We start from the raw sequence: 18,078 nt of genomic DNA, 5'->3' as shown, positions 1-18,078 counted from the left end.
GGCAAAAACCTGCGAAAAGGCGCATCAATAAACAGGCAATCAGCAGAAGTTACAAACCTAATAGAAAGCAATTACAAACCGGTGTTCGCCGCGATATACGCTTTCATTTTTTCCACGTCGGCCGCCATCACGTCAAAGCGCTGCGGCAGCGCTTCAATGTTTTCAAAACCGGCTGGACGTTCCGCATCGCGCCCCAGCGCTTCACGGATGGTTTCATTGAATTTCGCTGGCAAGGCAGTTTCCAGCACGATCATAGGCACGCCGTTTTCTATATGCTCCAGCGCGACCTTGATACCATCGGCGGTATGCGTATCGATAGTGATGCCATAGTTTTTTTCAACCTGACGTATGGTATTCAAGCGATCTGCATGTACCGATTTGCCTGATTGAAAACCGAAGCGAGCCACCTTTTTGAATTCGTCGCCGTCGCTACCAGGCTGACCGGACAAATCAAAACCGCCTGCCGTTTCTACTTTGCCAAACAAGGCTTTCACCCGGTCTGCATCGCCATCGAGCAGATCAAAAATAAAGCGTTCAAAGTTCGAGGCTTTGGAAATATCCATCGACGGGCTGGTGGTATGCCAGGTTTCTGCCGATTTACGTACGCGATACACACCTGTGCGGAAAAACTCATCAAGCACATCATTTTCATTGGTTGCCACGACCAGCTTATCAATAGGCAAACCCATCATGCGTGCGATGTGTCCGGCACAGATATTGCCGAAATTACCCGAAGGCACGGTGAACGACACCTTTTGCGTATTGCTGGTCGTCGCGCTCAGGTAACCACGGAAGTAGTACACCACTTGTGCGACCACACGCGCCCAGTTAATCGAATTGACTGTGCCGATTTTCTGGCGTTCTTTATACGCCAGATCATTCGAAACTGCCTTCACCATATCCTGACAATCATCAAATACGCCTTCGACCGCGATATTAAAAATATTCGGGTCTTGTAGACTGAACATTTGTGCGGTCTGGAATGCGCTCATTTTTTTATGCGGCGACAGCATGAAAACGCGTATGCCTTTTTTGCCGCGCATCGCATATTCAGCTGCGCTGCCGGTATCGCCAGAGGTGGCACCAAAAATATTCAGTTCCGCCTGTTTTTTCGCCAGCGCATATTCAAACAGATTGCCGAGCAATTGCATCGCCATATCCTTGAACGCCAGCGTTGGCCCATTCGACAAGGCTTGCAGGATCAGCTTGCGGCCGTCTTTGTCTTCGAGCACGCGCAGTGGTGTGATTTGCGCTGCGTCTTCACCCTGACGCGCATTGCGATAGACATTGGCGGTATAAGTTTTTTCAACAATCTCTTTCAGGTCGTCTGCCGGAATATCGGTCGCAAATTTTTTCAACACTTCAAACGCCAGACCTGCGTATGACAAACCGCGCCACGCATCCAGTTCAGCATCGCTGACTTGAGGGTAACTGGTGGGTAAATATAATCCGCCATCCGGCGCCAAACCACCTAAGAGAATTTCCGAGAAATTTTGTGCGGCGGCATGTCCGCGGGTTGAAGCGTATTGCATAAGATGACTGAAGTATATTAAGAGGTTAGATGAATTTTCCATCTATTATATCGCCCTTACCCCCTCAAAACCCAGGCAAAACGAATGAAAGTAAGTCTGGCGTTGTTACGGTGCGGCAGTCAGTAACACGAATCAGACGATGAACTGCTGTGACAGCTAAGCACAGTTTTACAATGCAACAGCCTCATGTACTTCCAGCTTGCAGGCGTTGCGGATGGGTGTACACAACAAAGCCATGTTCGCGGACAAAACCGATCAGACAGATGCCGGCTGATTCCGCCATGCTGATGGCTAAGCTGGTCGGGGCAGAAATCGTCGCCAGTATGCTGATGCCTGCACGCGCCGATTTCTGCAGCAACTCGTAACTGGCGCGGCTGCTCATGATCGCGAAACCGGCTGCCCATGGATTTCCCGCGACAGAATCACGAATATCGGTAACCTCACCGCGCTCGCAACGCAATCCACCGATCAGTTTATCCAGCGCATTGTGGCGACCGACATCTTCCCGCACGCAAAGGATGTCGCCGTCCAGATCAGCCCATGCGGCCGCATGCATAGAGCCTGTAGCCGCATTGAGCACCTGCTTGCTGCTGAGTTGCCCGAACGCTTTGGCCAGTGCTGCTTTACTCACACGATGATCAGCATTCAGACGCGGCGTGGCAAGATCCAATGACTGCAAACTTTCAAGACCACACAGGCCGCACCCGGTTTTACCCGACAGGCTACGACGTTTATTTTTGAGTCTGACAAAACATTCAGAAGCGATCTGTATCTGCAATTCAATGCCGAGTATCGCGGTATTGCTGACCACCACAATATCGTAAATCTGCGAAGCCTGATCGACAATACGCTCTGCCAGACTGAAGCCGATTGCAAAATCCTCCAGGTCCAGCGGCGTCGCCATCATCACCGCATGTGAAATGCCATTAAAGACCAGCGCAACCGGCACTTCCTCAGCAATACTATCGCTGGTTTGCAAGTGAAATCCATCTGCAAACTTATACTGATCAACGGTCATTTCACGACTGCCGCGCGAAAAATGATCCGACAGGTTCAGACTCTCTGATGACATTTTTCCTGTTGCCATTTATCACGACCTTTTTGTGTCAGGCTCAACAAAGTTCTGTCGCCATCCTGATGTAACTGCACCCAACCGGGGCCGGGGTTGCCAGCGATAATGTCCTCCCCCAGATAAGCGACGCAACGCAGCAAACTGCTCAGGCGCACACGCAAGCGCTTGGTCAGACGCAAAACAGAAACAGGGACACTGCTCAATGCCAATTCATCCAGTAAAGCATCAGCCAAGGTTGACGATGCCGGATTCATCAATACCGCTTCATTATTCATGACCAGCCTGATGTGGATGCAAGATCACAGGAATCGATTTAGAGGTCGGCGTGCGGGCGTAATCTGCAAAACTGGAGAGTGCGACAAGTCCATTCGTTTCAGGAAAATAAGCCGCCAGACAACCGCGTGGAATATTGTATTCAACCAGCATAAACCGCTTTACCTGACGCCGGATGCCATCGTCAGACAGGCTTTCGATATCCACCCAGTCACCCGCCTGCATGCCGATGGCAGCGATATCTTCCGCATGAATAAATAAAACGCGACGTTCGCCGAACACGCCACGATAGCGATCATTCAAACCATAAATGGTCGTGTTGTACTGATCGTGAGAGCGCATCGTTGCGAGGTTAAATACCGGCGAATCACGCTGCTCGCGCGCCTGATGAATTGGCAGATCAGTCGGTACCGGATGCGCATAGAAATTGGCTTTTCCCGATGTGGTCAGCCATTCCCGCTCACCAGCAGAATTCCGCAAATGAAATCCACCCGGCGTTTTAACGCACGCATTAAAGTCGGCAAACTCATCAAATACCAGCGCGATTTTGTCGCGGATGCGGTCGTAATCAGCAACCAGCCCCATCCAATCGGTGTTACTTTTTTCACCTAAAGTTGCCATCGCCAGCCGCGCTACGATCATGGGTTCAGATAACAAATCAGCCGATGCCGGTGGGTTGATGCCTGAAGATAAATGCACCATGCTCATCGAATCTTCCACCGTCACCGCTTGCGGCCCGCTGGCCTGAATGTCGATTTCAGTGCGCCCGAGACAAGGCAAAATCAATGCCTCGCGACCGCAAACCAGATGACTGCGATTGAGCTTGGTTGTGACATGGACGGTCAGCGCGCAGTTTTGCAAAGCGCGATGGGTCAATGGCGTATCCGGCGTCGCCGTGGCAAAGTTACCGCCCATGGCAAAGAACACTTTATCGGGGCTATCCAGCATCGCCTGAATTGCGCTGACAGTGTCGTAACCATCTTCAAGCGGCGGAGCGAAATCAAACGCTTTACCAAGACGTTCAAGAAAAGCCCGCTTCGGTCTTTCATTGATGCCCATTGTGCGATCGCCCTGGACATTGCTGTGCCCGCGTACAGGACATGGGCCGGCACCCGGCCTGCCGATATTGCCGCGCAACAGCAGCAGATTCAATATCATCTGTATCGTCGCCACCGAATGCTTATGCTGCGTGATTCCCATTCCCCAACAAGCGATCACCTTGTCTGCCGCCATATAACTATCGGCAGCACGCTGTATCTGCGCACGATCCAGACCGGACTCATTGACGATCACGCTCCAGGATTCCGCCAGCACATCCGCCGCAAAAACTTCAAAATTCGCCGTATGCTCAGCAATAAACGCGACATCGATCACACGCGGTTGAGCATTGGCCTGCGCGACGATATCAGCCTCCAGCACACACTTAATCATGCCTTTAACGGCGGAGAGGTCACCACCAATGTTGAGCTGAAAATAATCCGAGGAAATTGCCGTCACTTTGCCGCCCAGCATCTCAGACATATCTTGCGGATTCTGAAATTTTTCCAGACCACGTTCACGCAAAGGATTGAATGACATGATCGCGGCGCCACGCTTTGCTGCTGCGCGTAACTCACCAAGCATACGCGGATGATTCGTACCTGGATTCTGTCCAAAAATCAGAATGGCATCCGCTTTCTGGAAATCAGCTAACAACACCGTACCCTTGCCAGTTCCGATGGCCTCACGCATCGCATATCCGGAAGGTTCGTGACACATGTTTGAACAATCAGGAAAATTATTTGTACCGAATTCACGCACAAACAGCTGATACAAAAATGCGGCCTCATTACTGGTACGACCAGAGGTATAAAAAATCGCATCGTCTGGCGTCGGCAGAGCACGCAAATGCATGGCAATTAATTCAAACGCGGTATCCCACGACACCGGCAGATACTTATCGCTAACCCTGTCATAAGCCAGTGGATGTGTCAGACGCCCCTGCGCTTCCAGCCAGTAATCTGTTTTTTCAGCAAGCTGGGTCACGGTGTAGTCAGCAAACAAGTCTGGCGTGGCTCGTCGCGCGGTTGACTCCGCAGCAACCGCCTTAGCGCCGTTTTCACAAAATTCAAAGGTTGATGTGTGATCGGCATCCGGCCAGGCGCAGCCGGGACAATCAAATCCATCAGGCTGATTCGCGGACAACAGCGTGCGTGCGCCCTTGGCAGGATTTCCTTGCTCAAGAATTTGTTGCGCCACGCTTTTCAGAGCGCCCCATCCACCGGCAGGCTGGGTATAGACTTGTATGACCTTTTTATCCATCAGAACCTCTGTGACTATCCGTTACTTAAACAGCACAACGGCTTTCTGAAAGGTGATCCAGATTCCTGCCAGCATAGGAATGCCGACCGCCGTCCACCCCGCAATCAGCAAGACAGGATGGCTGGATACGCTGGCAACCGGGGCAACTCCGTTATCAGTAACGGTAACGCTGCGATCATGTGCGAGCTTACGTTCCAATGCCAGCTCTTCGTCGCTCATGAAATTCTCCGGCTCCACGGGGTTTATCATTGAATTACAGACAAAACCAAGCACCAACAATCCGGCGAGGATATACATCGTGACGTCGTAAGCATGTGCTTTTGGTACTCCCTGCGCAATCTGGTATTCTCGGATATACGTAATCAGCAAAGGCCCCAGCACGCCAGCCGTCGCCCATGCCGTCAGCAAGCGGCCATGAATTGCCCCCACCATTTGCGAGCCAAACATATCTGCAAGATATGCAGGTACCGTGGCAAATCCGCCGCCGTACATCGATAAAATTATGCAGAACGCCAGCACGAACAGCGCCATGCTGCCAGCCTTACCTGCACTGGGGATGGACGCATACAAAACGAACCCAAGAACAAAGAAAATGAAATAGGTTGCCTTACGGCCCAGGTAATCGGAACACGAAGCCCAGAAAAACCGCCCACCGATATTGAATAAGGACAGCAAACCGGTAAAGCCTGCCGCAATGGTTGCGATCTGCGTTTTTTGTGTCGCGGTCAGATCATTGAAAGCAACGTCAACACCAATCAACTTACCGCCAAACACCTCCTGCAGCAATGGCGATGCCATGCCCAGAATGCCAATCCCCGCAGAAACATTGAGGCACAGCACACTCCATATCAGCCAGAACTGTGGCGTCTTCCACGCTTTTTCCAGATGAACATGGCGGCTGGTAATCATGACATTGCTGATCTGGGTCGCCGCTGGCGCCCAGCCTGCCGGTGCCCAACCGGAAGCTGGTACACGATAAGCAAAAGCACCGGCAAGCATAAAGACAAAGTAAATCGCCGCCATCGTCAGGAAGGTTTCCCATACACCGACGGACACCGGCGTCGCATAGAAACGCATCAGCCAATCGGCCAACGGAGCCCCCACCATCGCGCCGCCACCAAAACCCATAATCGCCATACCCGTTGCCATACCGCGACGATCAGGAAACCATTTAATCAAAGTAGAGACCGGCGAAATGTAGCCAAGACCCAGCCCGATACCGCCGATCACACCGGCACCCAGCCACATCAGCCACATTTGATGGATATAAATACCAAAAGCAGAAATGACCAGCCCACCACACCAGCAGAGTGCAGACACAATGCCTGCCTTGCGTGGCCCGGCATGCTCGAGCCACTTACCGAATAAAGCGGCCGAACTGCCGAGAAACACAAAAAACAAGGTGTACATCCACGCCAGAGTAGAAATACGCCAGTCGCAATCGCTGGCGAACAACTCAGCCAGCAAACTCATATCCTGCGGGCAGGCGACCGGATTCTTAATCCCGATGGCACGCGACAAAGGCAACCAGAACACCGAAAAGCCATACGCCATGCCTATACACAAATGTATCGCTAATGCGGCCGGCGGGACCAACCAGCGGTTAAAACCCTCGCCTGCGATCGTGCGCTCTTTAGCAAACCACCCCGGTTGCGTTTGCGACATACAACACTCCTGTTTAAAAATGCTTTTTCAATAATATGGCCTGAGCTTATCAAAGTAAGCGCTTTGATCCAGATCAATATTGCATTTTGTTACTAAAATTTAATTTTTTGACCACCTACGCTACCGCTCTGACAAGGAAAATTTCTGATCAGGCAATTTACAAAGCGCCCGTTATCAATGTCCGCAAACCAGCAGTAAATCGACAGTGCAACGCGGCGCTCTTGCTGGCAACACTCTCAATATTGACAGGCAAGGTGTCACCTCAACGATGTATCACCACCATCAACGCTTTTGCTTCAGTCTTACCGGTGTTTCTGATGGCGTGACTTTTGTCGGCTTCGTAACGGGCCGTGGCACCGACTTTAACTTTCTTGCGTGTGTTGTCCACTTCAATTTCGACACTGCCCTGCAGCACCGTCAGATGTTCAGTCGTGCCTGGATCGTGCGGATTCGATACCAAGGCACCACCGGGTGCCAGCATTAACTCGTACCATTCATACTTACCGGCCAGATCCATAGGGCCAAGAATCCGTAAAACATAGCCAGCGTGTTCACCGGAGAGTGTCGGTGTTTCGTGTGACTCCAGCAAACGGATCACATCCTGCTGCGGCACTTCCGACGACAACAGCTCAGCCATCGTCACACCCAGTGCATTTGCCAGTCGCCATGCAACAGCAATAGTGGGATTCGCTTTTTCACGTTCAATTTGCGATAGCATCGATTTGGAAACACCCGCGGTACGCGACAAATCTTCCAGCGTCAGGCCGCGGTCGAGACGCAATTTCTGCAAGGTTGCGCCAACTTCTGGCGGCGTATTTGATAAAACTTTTTTCATAAAGGCTCTTGCATCATTAAAAATTAATGCTTAATATTCGATATATCGAATTTATGTTCCAGATATTGAATTTTTTAATTTATTCTAAACAAGTTAAAAAATTTCCTTTTTCCAGTCTAACAGCAGAAACCCGTCAGCCACAGCAATTACCGAGACTATCATGAGCCAGACTACATCCAGACAACACTTCATCAGCAATTTAGCGGGAAATCTGAACAATTTACGCGAGCAAGGTTTGTACAAATCAGAACGCGTGATTGCCTCGCGTCAGGGTGCGGTTGTCACTTGCGACGATGGTCGCCAGTTAATCAACCTGTGCGCAAATAACTATCTGGGACTGTCTGGCGACGAAGCGATGGTGCAGGCATCCATTGCCGCGACAGAACAATTTGGCTATGGCTTGTCATCGGTACGTTTCATCTGTGGCACGCAAACGGTACACAAGCAACTGGAAAAAGCGATCTCAGAATTTCTCGGCACCGAAGATTGCATTTTGTATGCTGCCGCGTTCGACGCCAACGGCGGTGTGTTTGAACCCCTGTTTGATGAAAATGACGCCATCATTTCCGACGCACTGAATCACGCATCGATTATCGACGGCATCCGTTTATGCAAGGCGGCACGTTATCGCTATGCACATAACGACATGGCTGATCTGGAAACGCAACTGCAGGCTGCTGCAGATAAACGCCATCGTATCATCGTCACTGACGGTGTATTTTCGATGGACGGTACGATTGCCCAGCTCGATAAAGTCTGTGCACTGGCGGATAAATATGATGCACTGGTGATGATAGACGAGTGCCATGCATCCGGTTTCATGGGTAAGACCGGTCGCGGTACGCATGAGCATCACAATGTGATCGGGCGCATCGACATCATCACTGGCACGCTGGGCAAAGCATTGGGCGGTGCGATGGGTGGCTTTACAGCGGGACGCAAAGAAGTGATCAACACCCTGCGTCAGAAATCACGCCCTTACCTGTTCTCGAATACGCTTGCGCCCTCAATCGCCGGTGCCTCTTTATCGGTATTGCAACGACTGTCGTCTTCAACAGAACTGCGGGATCGTCTGCATGCGAATACCGAGCACTTCCGCCGTGAGATCGTCTCGCTTGGATTCAGGATTAAACCGGGTACGCATCCTGTCGTTCCAGTGATGCTATTCGATGCGCCAGTTGCGCAAAAATTTGCCGCCCGCTTATATGAGCTCGGCGTGTTTGTCACCGGCTTCTTCTATCCGGTGGTACCAATGGGACAAGCGCGGGTTCGCGTCCAGCTATCTGCCGCACACACAACAGAACAACTCAACACCGCACTAGCTGCTTTTGCACAAGCTGGCCGCGAACTGGGTCTGATTAAATAAGGAATCGACATGGAAAAAATATTAGTCATTGGCGCGAATGGTCAGATCGGTAGTGAGCTGGTTGAAGCGCTCGCACTGCAGCATGGCGCAGACAACGTGGTGGCGGCCGATATCAGCCCCGCCAGCCTGTACGGCGCAAAAGTTTATGAAATCATCGACGTACTGAATGCAGCCCGTATCAGCGAAGTGATAGAACAGTACAACGTCACTCAGGTTTATCAGCTGGCAGCACTGTTATCGGCAACCGGAGAAAAAGCGCCGCTGAAAGCCTGGGAACTGAACATGGACGGTTTGCTGAATATTCTGGAAATCGCCCGCATCCGAGGTGAAGCCGGAAAGCCACTGAAAGTATTCTGGCCTTCCTCCATCGCCGCGTTTGGCCCGAACACACCGCCGGTCAACACACCACAATATACTGTCATGGACCCAAGCACGATCTACGGCATCAGCAAACTCGCCGGTGAACGTCTGTGCGAATATTATTTTGAAAAATATGGCGTTGATGTCCGCAGCATTCGCTATCCCGGCATCATCAGTTACAAGTCTCCACCAGGCGGCGGTACCACTGATTATGCGATTGCAATTTTCCATTCAGCATTGCGTGGCGAATCCTATGAGTGTTTTCTGGAAGCAGAGACCACGCTGCCGATGATCTATATGCCAGATGCTATCCGCGCCACAATTTCTCTGATGGATGCGGACGCCACCAAACTTTCTGTACGTTCTTCCTATAATGTCGCTGGTTTAAGTTTCAATCCACGTGAATTGGCCGCTGCAATCAAACAAAATTTGCCTGCATTTGAAATACACTACGCCCCGGACAGCAGACAAGCAATTGCCGCTTCCTGGCCACAAAGTCTGGACGACAGTCAGGCACAGAAGGACTGGAAATGGCAAGCGAACATCGGCCTCGATGCGTTGGTCGCTGACATGCTGAAAAATATCACCGTAGCAGCCAAAGGATTAGACAAGGCTGCATAAATAAAATTTGAGACTGGAGTGGCGACGATGGACATGCGTGTATTTGATTTATTTAAAATTGGCGTCGGCCCCTCCAGCTCTCACACCGTTGGCCCCATGCTGGCAGGCCGGCGTTTTTTACTGGAAACACCCGATCTTCATCTGGCAACAAAAGTGCAGGTTGCGCTGTATGGTTCACTCGCCCTGACCGGTGTCGGTCACGCCACAGACAAAGCGGTGCTACTTGGCCTGATGGGAGAAACTCCACAAGATGTTGCGCCAGAAAGCGTAGAAGAAAAGCTCGCCATTCTGAAGCAAACCAGACAGCTGAACTTACTCGGACAACACAGCGTTGCATTTGATCCGCAAACCGATCTGCTCTGGTTCAAACAGGAAGTCTTGCCCGGTCATCCGAATGGTCTCAAATTTTTCCTCACGCGCAGCGACGGCAGTATTTCTGAAAAAACTTATTACTCTACCGGCGGCGGTTTTATTTACTCTGAAGAGGAATTAACAGCCACTCCCACAGAGAGTAAGAACACTACGAAACCAGTGCCAGTGCCATTCCCATTCAATACCATGGCAGATTTACTCGCTCATGGTCAACGCACCGGCTTGTCGATCACGACGATGTTACGCGCGAATGAAAACTGTCATTGCAGTGACGAAGAGTTGAATGCGGGTATCGATAACATCTGGGCAGTGATGAAAGCCTGTATCGCCCGTGGTTTGCAAATGAGCGGCGAATTGCCTGGCGGCTTGCAGGTACAGAGGCGCGCTGCGAATCTATGGCGTGCGGCGAATTCCAGCGCTGATGTGCTGCCACATGATGGCTTGCACAGAGTCAGCTTGTACGCGATGGCAGTCAACGAAGAAAATGCGGCCGGTGGCCGCGTTGTGACGGCCCCGACCAATGGTGCCGCCGGCATTATTCCTGCGGTGTTGCGCTATTACGCCGAAGACTGCAAGCCATCTAACCCTGAGCAAGGCATCCGTAACTTTTTGCTTGCCGCGTCCGCGATTGGAATGTTGTGCAAAAAAAATGCCTCTATTTCCGGCGCTGAGATAGGTTGTCAGGGCGAGGTCGGCGTCGCCTGCGCGATGGCTGCCGCCGGTCTGACCGCTGCACTCGGTGGCACCAACGCACAGATCGAGGCTGCGGCTGAAATCGGCATAGAACATCATCTGGGAATGACCTGCGACCCTATCGGCGGGCTGGTACAGATTCCCTGTATAGAACGCAATGGCATGGGTGCCGTCAAAGCCATCACCGCCGCATCACTGGCGTTGCGCGGTGACGGTCAGCACAAAGTGACTTTAGATGATGCGATAGAAACGATGCGTCAGACTGGTGCTGACATGCAGGCAAAATACAAAGAAACCTCATTAGGTGGCCTAGCTATTCACGTAGTGACTGTGAACTATGCGGCTTGCTGACAAGGAATAAGCTGCGCCCACAATCGGATCGCGAAGTTTTCGCTATCCGATTATTTACCACCATTCAAAGAGAACTTCTTAACTCCGGCCTGCCATAACAGAAAAGCCCACGCATCAGCACGCTCAGACTGTGATGACTGTGCAGTCTGCATTTCAGCATCAGACCTCTTTGCCGATGTTCGTAGTAAAACTGGGCGATTTTTATTGGCACTCAGTATTTGCATGCCAGCGGCTAATTTGGCAGACATCCACAGCGGAGCACCAGTCTCAGTGGTATCAGCCGATATCAACATAGCGGGATAAGCCACGCCAGAACGCAATTCATCAAACGCGAATGCCGTCTCTACTGCAGTCGTGCGATTTATTTTCGGCGTGATTTTTTCATCGACGGCGGGCAAAGCCTCACTACGCACGTTATGCACGTGCACCGCCGCGAACAAATCCGGGCGACGCAATGCCGCTTTAATCACGGCATCCTTGCCGGAGTCCAACTCTTCTGCAGCGAGTTTTCCGGTTGATGTATAAGCCTCCTTGATCAGATACTCTGCCGCCAGAATCACCTTCGTACTTTGGTCGTTTTTATTGTCCGCTGCAGTGTATTTCGCCAGTCTGGCAGCTTTTCTATCAACATCACTTGTTGCAGAACGCATTTGTGCAATCGCTACAATACCTCCCTGCTCCAGCCACGCCATTCTGCTCGCATCAAACCCGGGAGCAAAGAATGGCGGCGTCGCATAGTCGGTCACCAGTAGGGCCGGATGGCTGCCATCCATTTCCAGGCCTGCGTGATAAATCAGGGTTAAAAGAATACGCTCACCATTGGCGGCGGCCAAATAGAAAGTTTTACTCAGAATACCGGCGGTTGGCTGCGCTGCCGTACCTGCGGGCAAGACTGAAACAAGCTGTCCGTCTTTACCAAGACGATATCTGACTGGTGCAACACTGGCAGACTGCAGAATAAAAGAAAGCTGGCCGGAAGCGGGCTCCAGCGACATTTCACTGACTTGTCCCCGCAAAGGCAAAACGATAGCACTGATGTTCCCGCTATTCGCGTCAGCTTTCAGCAATTGACTCACGCCCGCTTCACTCGCATGCCAATACACCGCGTCTTTTACTGCGAATAATTCATGCAAGATCGCGGCTCCATCTTTCACCAATGGTTTTGCCTGACCGAGCTTCAGCGTTTTTAAATCGATTTTTAACAGGCTGCCATTGGTCGTTTTCTTACGCGATAGCAGATAGATTGCGTCACCGGCGAACGCCAGACTCTCGATTTTATCCGCAGGCGCCGCAAACAATTTCCAGGCTGTGCCAACACCAGTCACGTCACTTTGTTTTGCGTAAAAGTAGCTTTTTGCTTTGCCGTTCGCGTGCGTCACTTCGATGAATACCAGCGCGGCGTCCGGTACGAGTCTCATGCGCACAGTGTCGTCAGACGACAAACGGGCAGGTTTTGCCATACCGGCACCGACGATCACTTTATCAATACGCACCGGCTCGCCGATGATGTGCTGCGCAATTTCAGTTTTTCTCTGCTGAATTCCATTGCTATGGCGATCAGCAGAGCGGGTATAAAAAACTGCTTTGCTATCCGCTTTCCAGAACGCATTATTTTCAGCATCATCAGCCAGCGTAATGCGATCATCCAATAGCCGTCCCTCACTGACATGGACGATGCTGAGATGCAATTCTGTACGACCATTGTTATTAGTTTGCGTCAGTACGCCCAGTTTGCTCATGTCGGGCGCGGGTAACAGGCGCTGTATCTGCTCATTATCTGCGGTCAGAAACAAGACCCGTTCAGCGCCAACTGCCTTGCTCTGAATAATGACGCGTCTGTGCTGATCCGCACCCGCCTGCACATAAATCCTGCTGTCGGCGTTTTCTATATCTTCAATCGCAGCAGCTTTCCCGGTGACGGGAACAGTCGGCACTTCAGACAACATCTGTCCGCGCAGGCGTGCCAGCAAGGCGTCGCGCCCTTCCAGTCTTGCCATCACACTATCCGTTAGTGCATTTTGTCGTTGCAGCCAATCCTTTACCTGCACATGTTCCGTTTGCTCGAACAGGCGAAAAGGGTCTGGCGCTTCACTGGTGACATTATCTCTGACCGACTGAACCGCCTGCACCACCGCTGGCGGCATCGCAGGATACGCTCCCCATGTCTGTGCTTGTGCCATTCCAGGCAGGAATGCGCTCAATACCAACCACAGACAACTACTTCTGAATTCAGGCATATCGCCTCCAGTAAAACGTCATTTCCAATCCCGGTTCACAAAATCGCAGTCAGGCCATCGCATTTCAGTCGTTGTTTTTTTAGCTTTAACCCTGACTTTCTGCATTTCATCGCATCTCGCTGGCGATATGTTGGCGCGTTATTTACAGTACAACCATCGCAACACCAATCAATCAACCGGAGAGCAATCATGAAATCACTGACTACATCCCAATTAAGCATCTTCAGCATCGCTGGATTTGCCGCAGCCATCGCACTGACAACAGCATTCCAGCAAACAGCCATCAGCGACCCACTAATTCCTGTCGTTACAATAACAGCCCAGAGAATGACGGAGCAACAGAAGATCGCTTTCGACCTTGCGCAATCCACATCCACTGTACACACCGTGGAAATTACAGGAAAACGCCTGACAGCCGAAGAAAAACTGACATTTGACCGCCAGGATCAAAGTATTCAGCAAGCCAGAACAAAATTGCATAAAAAGCCAGCATTGCTGGTATAAGTAAGCAACTATACTGACGATCTGAAAAAAAATTTACACTAAATTGTTTGGCAAGTCACAACACTTACCTTATAGTTGCATGTACTTCCGTTTGCAGCATTCACATATCAGCAGGTAATCATGTTAAAAAAACCGCTACTCCTGAGTTTGCTTTCAGCCACTATGCTGGCTGGTACTGTCTTTTGCAGCAACGTGTTGGCCATGACATCCATGACAATTCCGCAGAATCCGCAAGACAGAAACACCGTTGACGTCGCTCAGGAATCTGCCTCTGCCAGCGCAAGTGCGCAAGTTCAGACTCAGCTTGATCGTGGTGGCGTTGATCGCGCATCGGTACATTTGCAAATCCTGCAGCAGTCAAACACCCATTTTTCTGACAATAACGTCGCGAAAAAAACCGGTGCTTACGATAAAAAAGCACAGATTAAAGCATCCAGTAATTCCTGAACAAGCCCTGATTTCGTAAGATACTCCCCTATGCCATCGCGCCGGACTCAAGTAACGGCGCTGACTCTTTAAGCATACTCACCGTGAGTATCCCATCTCCAGCAGTATCATAAAGCGGCGCGGTCTATTCTTTTACTTAGGATGACTGAAGTAGAAGTCTTCCGCACCCCATCCATCGCACCGATCTGATCCAGCAAACGATCCAGTGTTTCTGTCGTATCGCAGCGCAAGGTCAGCATGTAGTCGATCGCTCCGCTAACCGCGCACAAGGTTTCGGTTTCCGGTAATTGCTGCAAATGACGGATCAGCGATGGCGCGCATTTAGCCTCGACCGACATCCCTACATACGCCCTGACTGCGGGCTGGCGCATCGTATGACTGAGCCTGACGCCGTAGCCTTCGATAATGCCGCGCTTTTCCAATGCCGCAATTCTGGCGATCACGGTCGTGCGCGCAATCGCCACCTGCCGGGCAATCGTCGTCACCGGCGTGCGTGCATCATCCATCAGCAAGGCCAGTATTTTCTGATCAATATCATCGAGCGCAGGTTTCATGTCGTCATTTTGATTTTATATATCGTCATATTGAATTATTTAACTACATTTTGACGATATTTTACCTACTATTATCTGACAAAATTTACATCTACACTTGCTCCAGCACCTTTTTACAACATCAATCAGGTTTTGGAGAACATCATGACAAGCAAACTCATCCTGCTCGGCGCAGGTAAAATCGGCGACGCAATTCTGAACCTGTTGTCGCATACCGGCGACTACGAAATCACGGTGGCAGACCGCGACCCACAACGGTTGAAGTACGTAGAACAGGCCGCGTTTCCACACACCCGTATCGTGCAGGCCGATCTGAGCGACAAAGCTGCGGTGACTGAACTGATACGCGGTCATCAGGTAACGCTGTCCGCTTGTCCCTATTTTCTGACCCCCATTATTGCCGGTGCTGCGCGCGAGGCAAATTCGCACTACTTCGATCTGACCGAAGATGTGGAAAGCACACGCATCGTCAAACAGCTCGCCGAGGGAGCGCATTCTGCATTTGTGCCGCAATGTGGCCTGGCACCGGGCTTTATCTCTATCGTTGCCAACGACGTTGCTCAGCGTTTCGACACCTTGCGTGATGTCAGCATGCGCGTCGGTGCCCTGCCGACATTTCCAAACAATGCGCTGAAATACAATCTCACCTGGAGCACTGACGGTCTGATCAACGAATACTGCAATCCTTGTGAAGCGATCGTCGATGGCCAACTACGTGAAACCGCTGCACTCGAAGAAATCGAACATTTTTCACTCGACGGCATCGACTACGAAGCCTTTAACACTTCCGGCGGCCTGGGGACGCTATGTGAAAGCCTGGAAGGCAAGGTACAAAATCTGAATTACAAAACCGTGCGCTATCCAGGGCACCGTGATATCGTCAAAATGCTGATCCGCGATCTGGAACTCGGCAAAATCGAACGCCGCCCCATCCTGAAAGACGTACTGGAAACGTCCATCCCTATGACCAAGCAAGACGTTGTGCTGGTATTCGTCAGCGTGGTCGGCACGCGTGCTGGCCGACTGGAACAAGAATCATATGCAAAAAAAATCTATGCTCAGAATGTGAATGGTCAGTTGCTGTCTGCCATACAATTAACAACCGCTTCCGGCATCTGCGCGATGGTGGATCTGGTGGTCAGCGGCAAGCTGCCACAACGTGGACTGGTGCGGCAAGAGCAAACGAAGTTATCTGATTTCCTCAGCAACCGTTTTGGTCAGTATTACGCTGTCTGATATCCGGCAGGCTGACGTTCTGCTGCGACGTCATTATTTTTAACCGAAGCGTGTCATCCACAAGAAGACCCGCTTCCACCCAAATGAGCAATCATAATTATGGACAACGCGACACTTCACACCTTACTCAATAGCATGGGAGTTGATCTCCGCCATTATCAGGGAACAGAACTGCACAGCATTTCCCCTGTCGATGGCACGCCGCTCACCAGTCTGGCTGCCGACACCGCTGGGCAAATAGATGCCCGCATCGGCCGTGCGCAAGCGGCATTTCAGCAATGGCGACAAGTGCCGGCACCACGCCGCGGCGAACTGGTGCGCCTGTTTGGTGACGAGTTACGCACGCACAAAGAAGCGCTGGGCAAAATCGTCACGCTCGAAGCTGGCAAAATTCTGCAGGAAGGTCTGGGTGAAGTGCAGGAAATGATCGACATCTGCGATTTCGCCGTCGGGCTTTCGCGCCAGTTGTATGGTCTGACCATCGCCTCCGAACGTCCGGGACACAGGATGATGGAACAATGGCTGCCGCTGGGCGTGGTCGGCGTGATCTCTGCGTTTAACTTCCCGGTCGCAGTATGGGCCTGGAATGCCGCGCTGGCCTTTGTTTGCGGGGACAGCGTGATCTGGAAACCATCAGAAAAAACGCCGCTGACCGCAATCGCCACCCACGCTTTATTCATGAAGGCCGTTGCCAGATTTGGCAGCGATGCACCCGAAGGTTTAGCCGAATTGATTATCGGCGGTCGTAATGCAGGTACCAGCATGGTCGCCGATCCACGCATCAAACTCGTCAGCGCTACCGGCAGCACACGCATGGGAAAACAGGTCGCCGCCGTATGCGCGCAGCGACTTGCCCGCAGCATACTGGAACTCGGCGGCAACAATGCGATGATCGTCGCGCCCAGCGCCGATCTGGAAATGGCGGTACGTGCGATTACTTTCTCGGCTGTTGGTACAGCCGGACAACGCTGCACCACCCTGCGCCGCTTATTCGTGCACGACAGCATCTACGACACACTGGTGCCGCGCCTGCAGAAAATCTACGCTGGCCTGCCTGTCGGCTCACCGCTGGAAAAAACCACCTTGGTCGGCCCCTTGATTGATCAGGCTGCATTTGAAGCCATGCAAAGTGCGCTGGCAATCGCCGCAGGCGAGCATGGCAAGGTTTACGGCGGCGAACGTATTACTGTGTCCGGCAGCGAAGCCGGCTATTACGTACGCCCGGCAATCGTCGAGATGCCAGCACAAACGATAGCGATGCATCACGAAACCTTCGCCCCTATTCTGTACATCGTGCGCTATCAGGATCTGGCACAGGCGATCGAATGGAATAACGCGGTTCCGCAAGGTTTATCCTCTGCGATTTTCACCACGGACATGCGTGAAGCGGAAACCTTCGTCTCGGCAACTGGCAGCGATTGCGGCATCGCGAATGTGAATATCGGCCCGTCGGGTGCGGAAATCGGCGGGGCTTTTGGCGGCGAAAAAGATACCGGCGGCGGTCGTGAGTCTGGTTCTGATGCTTGGAAAGCTTATATGCGCCGCACTACAAATACCTTTAATTACAGCAACTCGCTGCCGCTGGCACAAGGAATCAGCTTCGATATCTGAATCAGAGTTTGCCTCCAGCCCTGAGCCCCGGCTATGTTGCCGGGGCTT

Annotated in this window: 15 protein-coding genes; 7 read left to right on the top strand and 8 right to left on the bottom strand. The window is 51.7% G+C overall.

The features are described from left to right. Positions 1-71 precede the first annotated feature (71 nt). The 6 genes from thrC to Undi14_RS16050 all read right to left on the bottom strand — a co-directional run bounded on the left by thrC (position 72) and on the right by Undi14_RS16050 (position 7,678). Positions 72-1,532: a threonine synthase gene (gene thrC / locus Undi14_RS16075; RefSeq protein WP_200181499.1), complete on the bottom strand. Its 1,461-nt coding sequence runs from the start codon at positions 1,530-1,532 to the stop codon at positions 72-74. A 184-nt stretch (positions 1,533-1,716) separates the two neighbouring features. Next, positions 1,717-2,619, bottom strand: a complete 903-nt coding sequence (gene fdhD, locus Undi14_RS16070; RefSeq protein WP_200181497.1) for a formate dehydrogenase accessory sulfurtransferase FdhD — start codon at positions 2,617-2,619, stop codon at positions 1,717-1,719. Next, positions 2,586-2,879, bottom strand: coding sequence for a hypothetical protein (locus tag Undi14_RS16065; RefSeq protein WP_234030638.1), 294 nt, complete (start codon positions 2,877-2,879; stop codon positions 2,586-2,588). The genes fdhD and Undi14_RS16065 overlap by 34 nt, the downstream gene beginning before the upstream one ends. Continuing rightward, a complete protein-coding gene (locus Undi14_RS16060; protein WP_200181495.1) occupies positions 2,872-5,178 on the bottom strand; it encodes an FdhF/YdeP family oxidoreductase in 2,307 nt (768 codons plus the stop codon). The genes Undi14_RS16065 and Undi14_RS16060 overlap by 8 nt, the downstream gene beginning before the upstream one ends. A 21-nt stretch (positions 5,179-5,199) precedes the next feature. Further along, entirely contained in the window at positions 5,200-6,843 is a 1,644-nt protein-coding gene (locus Undi14_RS16055) for an OFA family MFS transporter (protein ID WP_200181493.1), read from the bottom strand. Positions 6,844-7,105: 262 nt separating this feature from the next. Continuing rightward, entirely contained in the window at positions 7,106-7,678 is a 573-nt protein-coding gene (locus Undi14_RS16050; RefSeq protein ID WP_186883585.1) for a helix-turn-helix domain-containing protein, read from the bottom strand. 160 nt (positions 7,679-7,838) lie between these two features. On the opposite strand from Undi14_RS16050, the gene kbl reads away from it, so the two are divergent. Genes kbl through Undi14_RS16035 form a run of 3 tightly spaced genes read left to right on the top strand, consistent with a single transcriptional unit; the run spans position 7,839 to position 11,441 of the window. Then, on the top strand, positions 7,839-9,044 hold the full coding sequence (gene kbl, locus Undi14_RS16045) for a glycine C-acetyltransferase (RefSeq protein ID WP_200181491.1): 1,206 nt from the start codon (positions 7,839-7,841) through the stop codon (positions 9,042-9,044). Between the two features lie 9 nt (positions 9,045-9,053). After that, the gene (locus Undi14_RS16040; protein WP_200181490.1) at positions 9,054-10,025 is read left to right on the top strand and encodes an NAD-dependent epimerase/dehydratase family protein; all 972 of its coding nucleotides are present in this window, start codon (positions 9,054-9,056) and stop codon (positions 10,023-10,025) included. 27 nt (positions 10,026-10,052) lie between these two features. After that, positions 10,053-11,441: an L-serine ammonia-lyase gene (locus tag Undi14_RS16035; protein ID WP_200181489.1), complete on the top strand. Its 1,389-nt coding sequence runs from the start codon at positions 10,053-10,055 to the stop codon at positions 11,439-11,441. Between the two features lie 50 nt (positions 11,442-11,491). On the opposite strand, the gene Undi14_RS16030 is transcribed toward Undi14_RS16035, so the two are convergent. Beyond that, a complete protein-coding gene (locus Undi14_RS16030) occupies positions 11,492-13,678 on the bottom strand; it encodes a prolyl oligopeptidase family serine peptidase (RefSeq protein WP_200181488.1) in 2,187 nt (728 codons plus the stop codon). A 189-nt stretch (positions 13,679-13,867) separates the two neighbouring features. On the opposite strand from Undi14_RS16030, the gene Undi14_RS16025 reads away from it, so the two are divergent. Together Undi14_RS16025 and Undi14_RS16020 are read left to right on the top strand one after the other, a co-directional pair. After that, positions 13,868-14,182 carry a hypothetical protein gene (locus tag Undi14_RS16025; protein ID WP_200181487.1) on the top strand — a complete coding sequence of 105 codons (315 nt, stop codon included), beginning with the start codon at positions 13,868-13,870 and terminating at the stop codon, positions 14,180-14,182. Positions 14,183-14,383: 201 nt separating this feature from the next. Further along, a complete protein-coding gene (locus tag Undi14_RS16020) occupies positions 14,384-14,629 on the top strand; it encodes a hypothetical protein (RefSeq protein ID WP_186883591.1) in 246 nt (81 codons plus the stop codon). Positions 14,630-14,736: 107 nt separating this feature from the next. Here the strand turns inward: Undi14_RS16020 and Undi14_RS16015 are convergent, their stop codons facing one another. Beyond that, positions 14,737-15,183, bottom strand: coding sequence for an Lrp/AsnC family transcriptional regulator (locus Undi14_RS16015; RefSeq protein ID WP_200181486.1), 447 nt, complete (start codon positions 15,181-15,183; stop codon positions 14,737-14,739). 144 nt (positions 15,184-15,327) lie between these two features. Here Undi14_RS16015 and Undi14_RS16010 point away from each other — a divergent pair, with 144 nt between their 5' ends. Both Undi14_RS16010 and Undi14_RS16005 read left to right on the top strand, forming a co-directional pair. Then, positions 15,328-16,419, top strand: a complete 1,092-nt coding sequence (locus tag Undi14_RS16010; RefSeq protein WP_200181485.1) for a saccharopine dehydrogenase family protein — start codon at positions 15,328-15,330, stop codon at positions 16,417-16,419. 99 nt (positions 16,420-16,518) lie between these two features. After that, a complete protein-coding gene (locus Undi14_RS16005; protein WP_200181483.1) occupies positions 16,519-18,030 on the top strand; it encodes an aldehyde dehydrogenase family protein in 1,512 nt (503 codons plus the stop codon). Positions 18,031-18,078: the final 48 nt, after the last annotated feature.

This window comes from Undibacterium sp. 14-3-2 (assembly GCF_016595265.1).
Taxonomy (GTDB): domain Bacteria; phylum Pseudomonadota; class Gammaproteobacteria; order Burkholderiales; family Burkholderiaceae_D; genus Undibacterium; species Undibacterium aquatile.
This window is presented reverse-complemented; position numbering and strand designations above follow the sequence as displayed.

Coding starts and splice junctions, on each gene's coding strand:
- Undi14_RS16050 (WP_186883585.1), bottom strand. CDS start 7,678: ATGAAAAAAGTTTTATCAAATACGCCGCCAGAAGTTGGCGCAACCTTG.
- Undi14_RS16025 (WP_200181487.1), top strand. CDS start 13,868: ATGAAATCACTGACTACATCCCAATTAAGCATCTTCAGCATCGCTGGA.
- kbl (WP_200181491.1), top strand. CDS start 7,839: ATGAGCCAGACTACATCCAGACAACACTTCATCAGCAATTTAGCGGGA.
- Undi14_RS16005 (WP_200181483.1), top strand. CDS start 16,519: ATGGACAACGCGACACTTCACACCTTACTCAATAGCATGGGAGTTGAT.
- Undi14_RS16020 (WP_186883591.1), top strand. CDS start 14,384: ATGACATCCATGACAATTCCGCAGAATCCGCAAGACAGAAACACCGTT.
- Undi14_RS16015 (WP_200181486.1), bottom strand. CDS start 15,183: ATGAAACCTGCGCTCGATGATATTGATCAGAAAATACTGGCCTTGCTG.
- Undi14_RS16010 (WP_200181485.1), top strand. CDS start 15,328: ATGACAAGCAAACTCATCCTGCTCGGCGCAGGTAAAATCGGCGACGCA.
- Undi14_RS16030 (WP_200181488.1), bottom strand. CDS start 13,678: ATGCCTGAATTCAGAAGTAGTTGTCTGTGGTTGGTATTGAGCGCATTC.
- fdhD (WP_200181497.1), bottom strand. CDS start 2,619: ATGGCAACAGGAAAAATGTCATCAGAGAGTCTGAACCTGTCGGATCAT.
- Undi14_RS16065 (WP_234030638.1), bottom strand. CDS start 2,879: ATGAATAATGAAGCGGTATTGATGAATCCGGCATCGTCAACCTTGGCT.
- thrC (WP_200181499.1), bottom strand. CDS start 1,532: ATGCAATACGCTTCAACCCGCGGACATGCCGCCGCACAAAATTTCTCG.
- Undi14_RS16060 (WP_200181495.1), bottom strand. CDS start 5,178: ATGGATAAAAAGGTCATACAAGTCTATACCCAGCCTGCCGGTGGATGG.
- Undi14_RS16055 (WP_200181493.1), bottom strand. CDS start 6,843: ATGTCGCAAACGCAACCGGGGTGGTTTGCTAAAGAGCGCACGATCGCA.
- Undi14_RS16040 (WP_200181490.1), top strand. CDS start 9,054: ATGGAAAAAATATTAGTCATTGGCGCGAATGGTCAGATCGGTAGTGAG.
- Undi14_RS16035 (WP_200181489.1), top strand. CDS start 10,053: ATGGACATGCGTGTATTTGATTTATTTAAAATTGGCGTCGGCCCCTCC.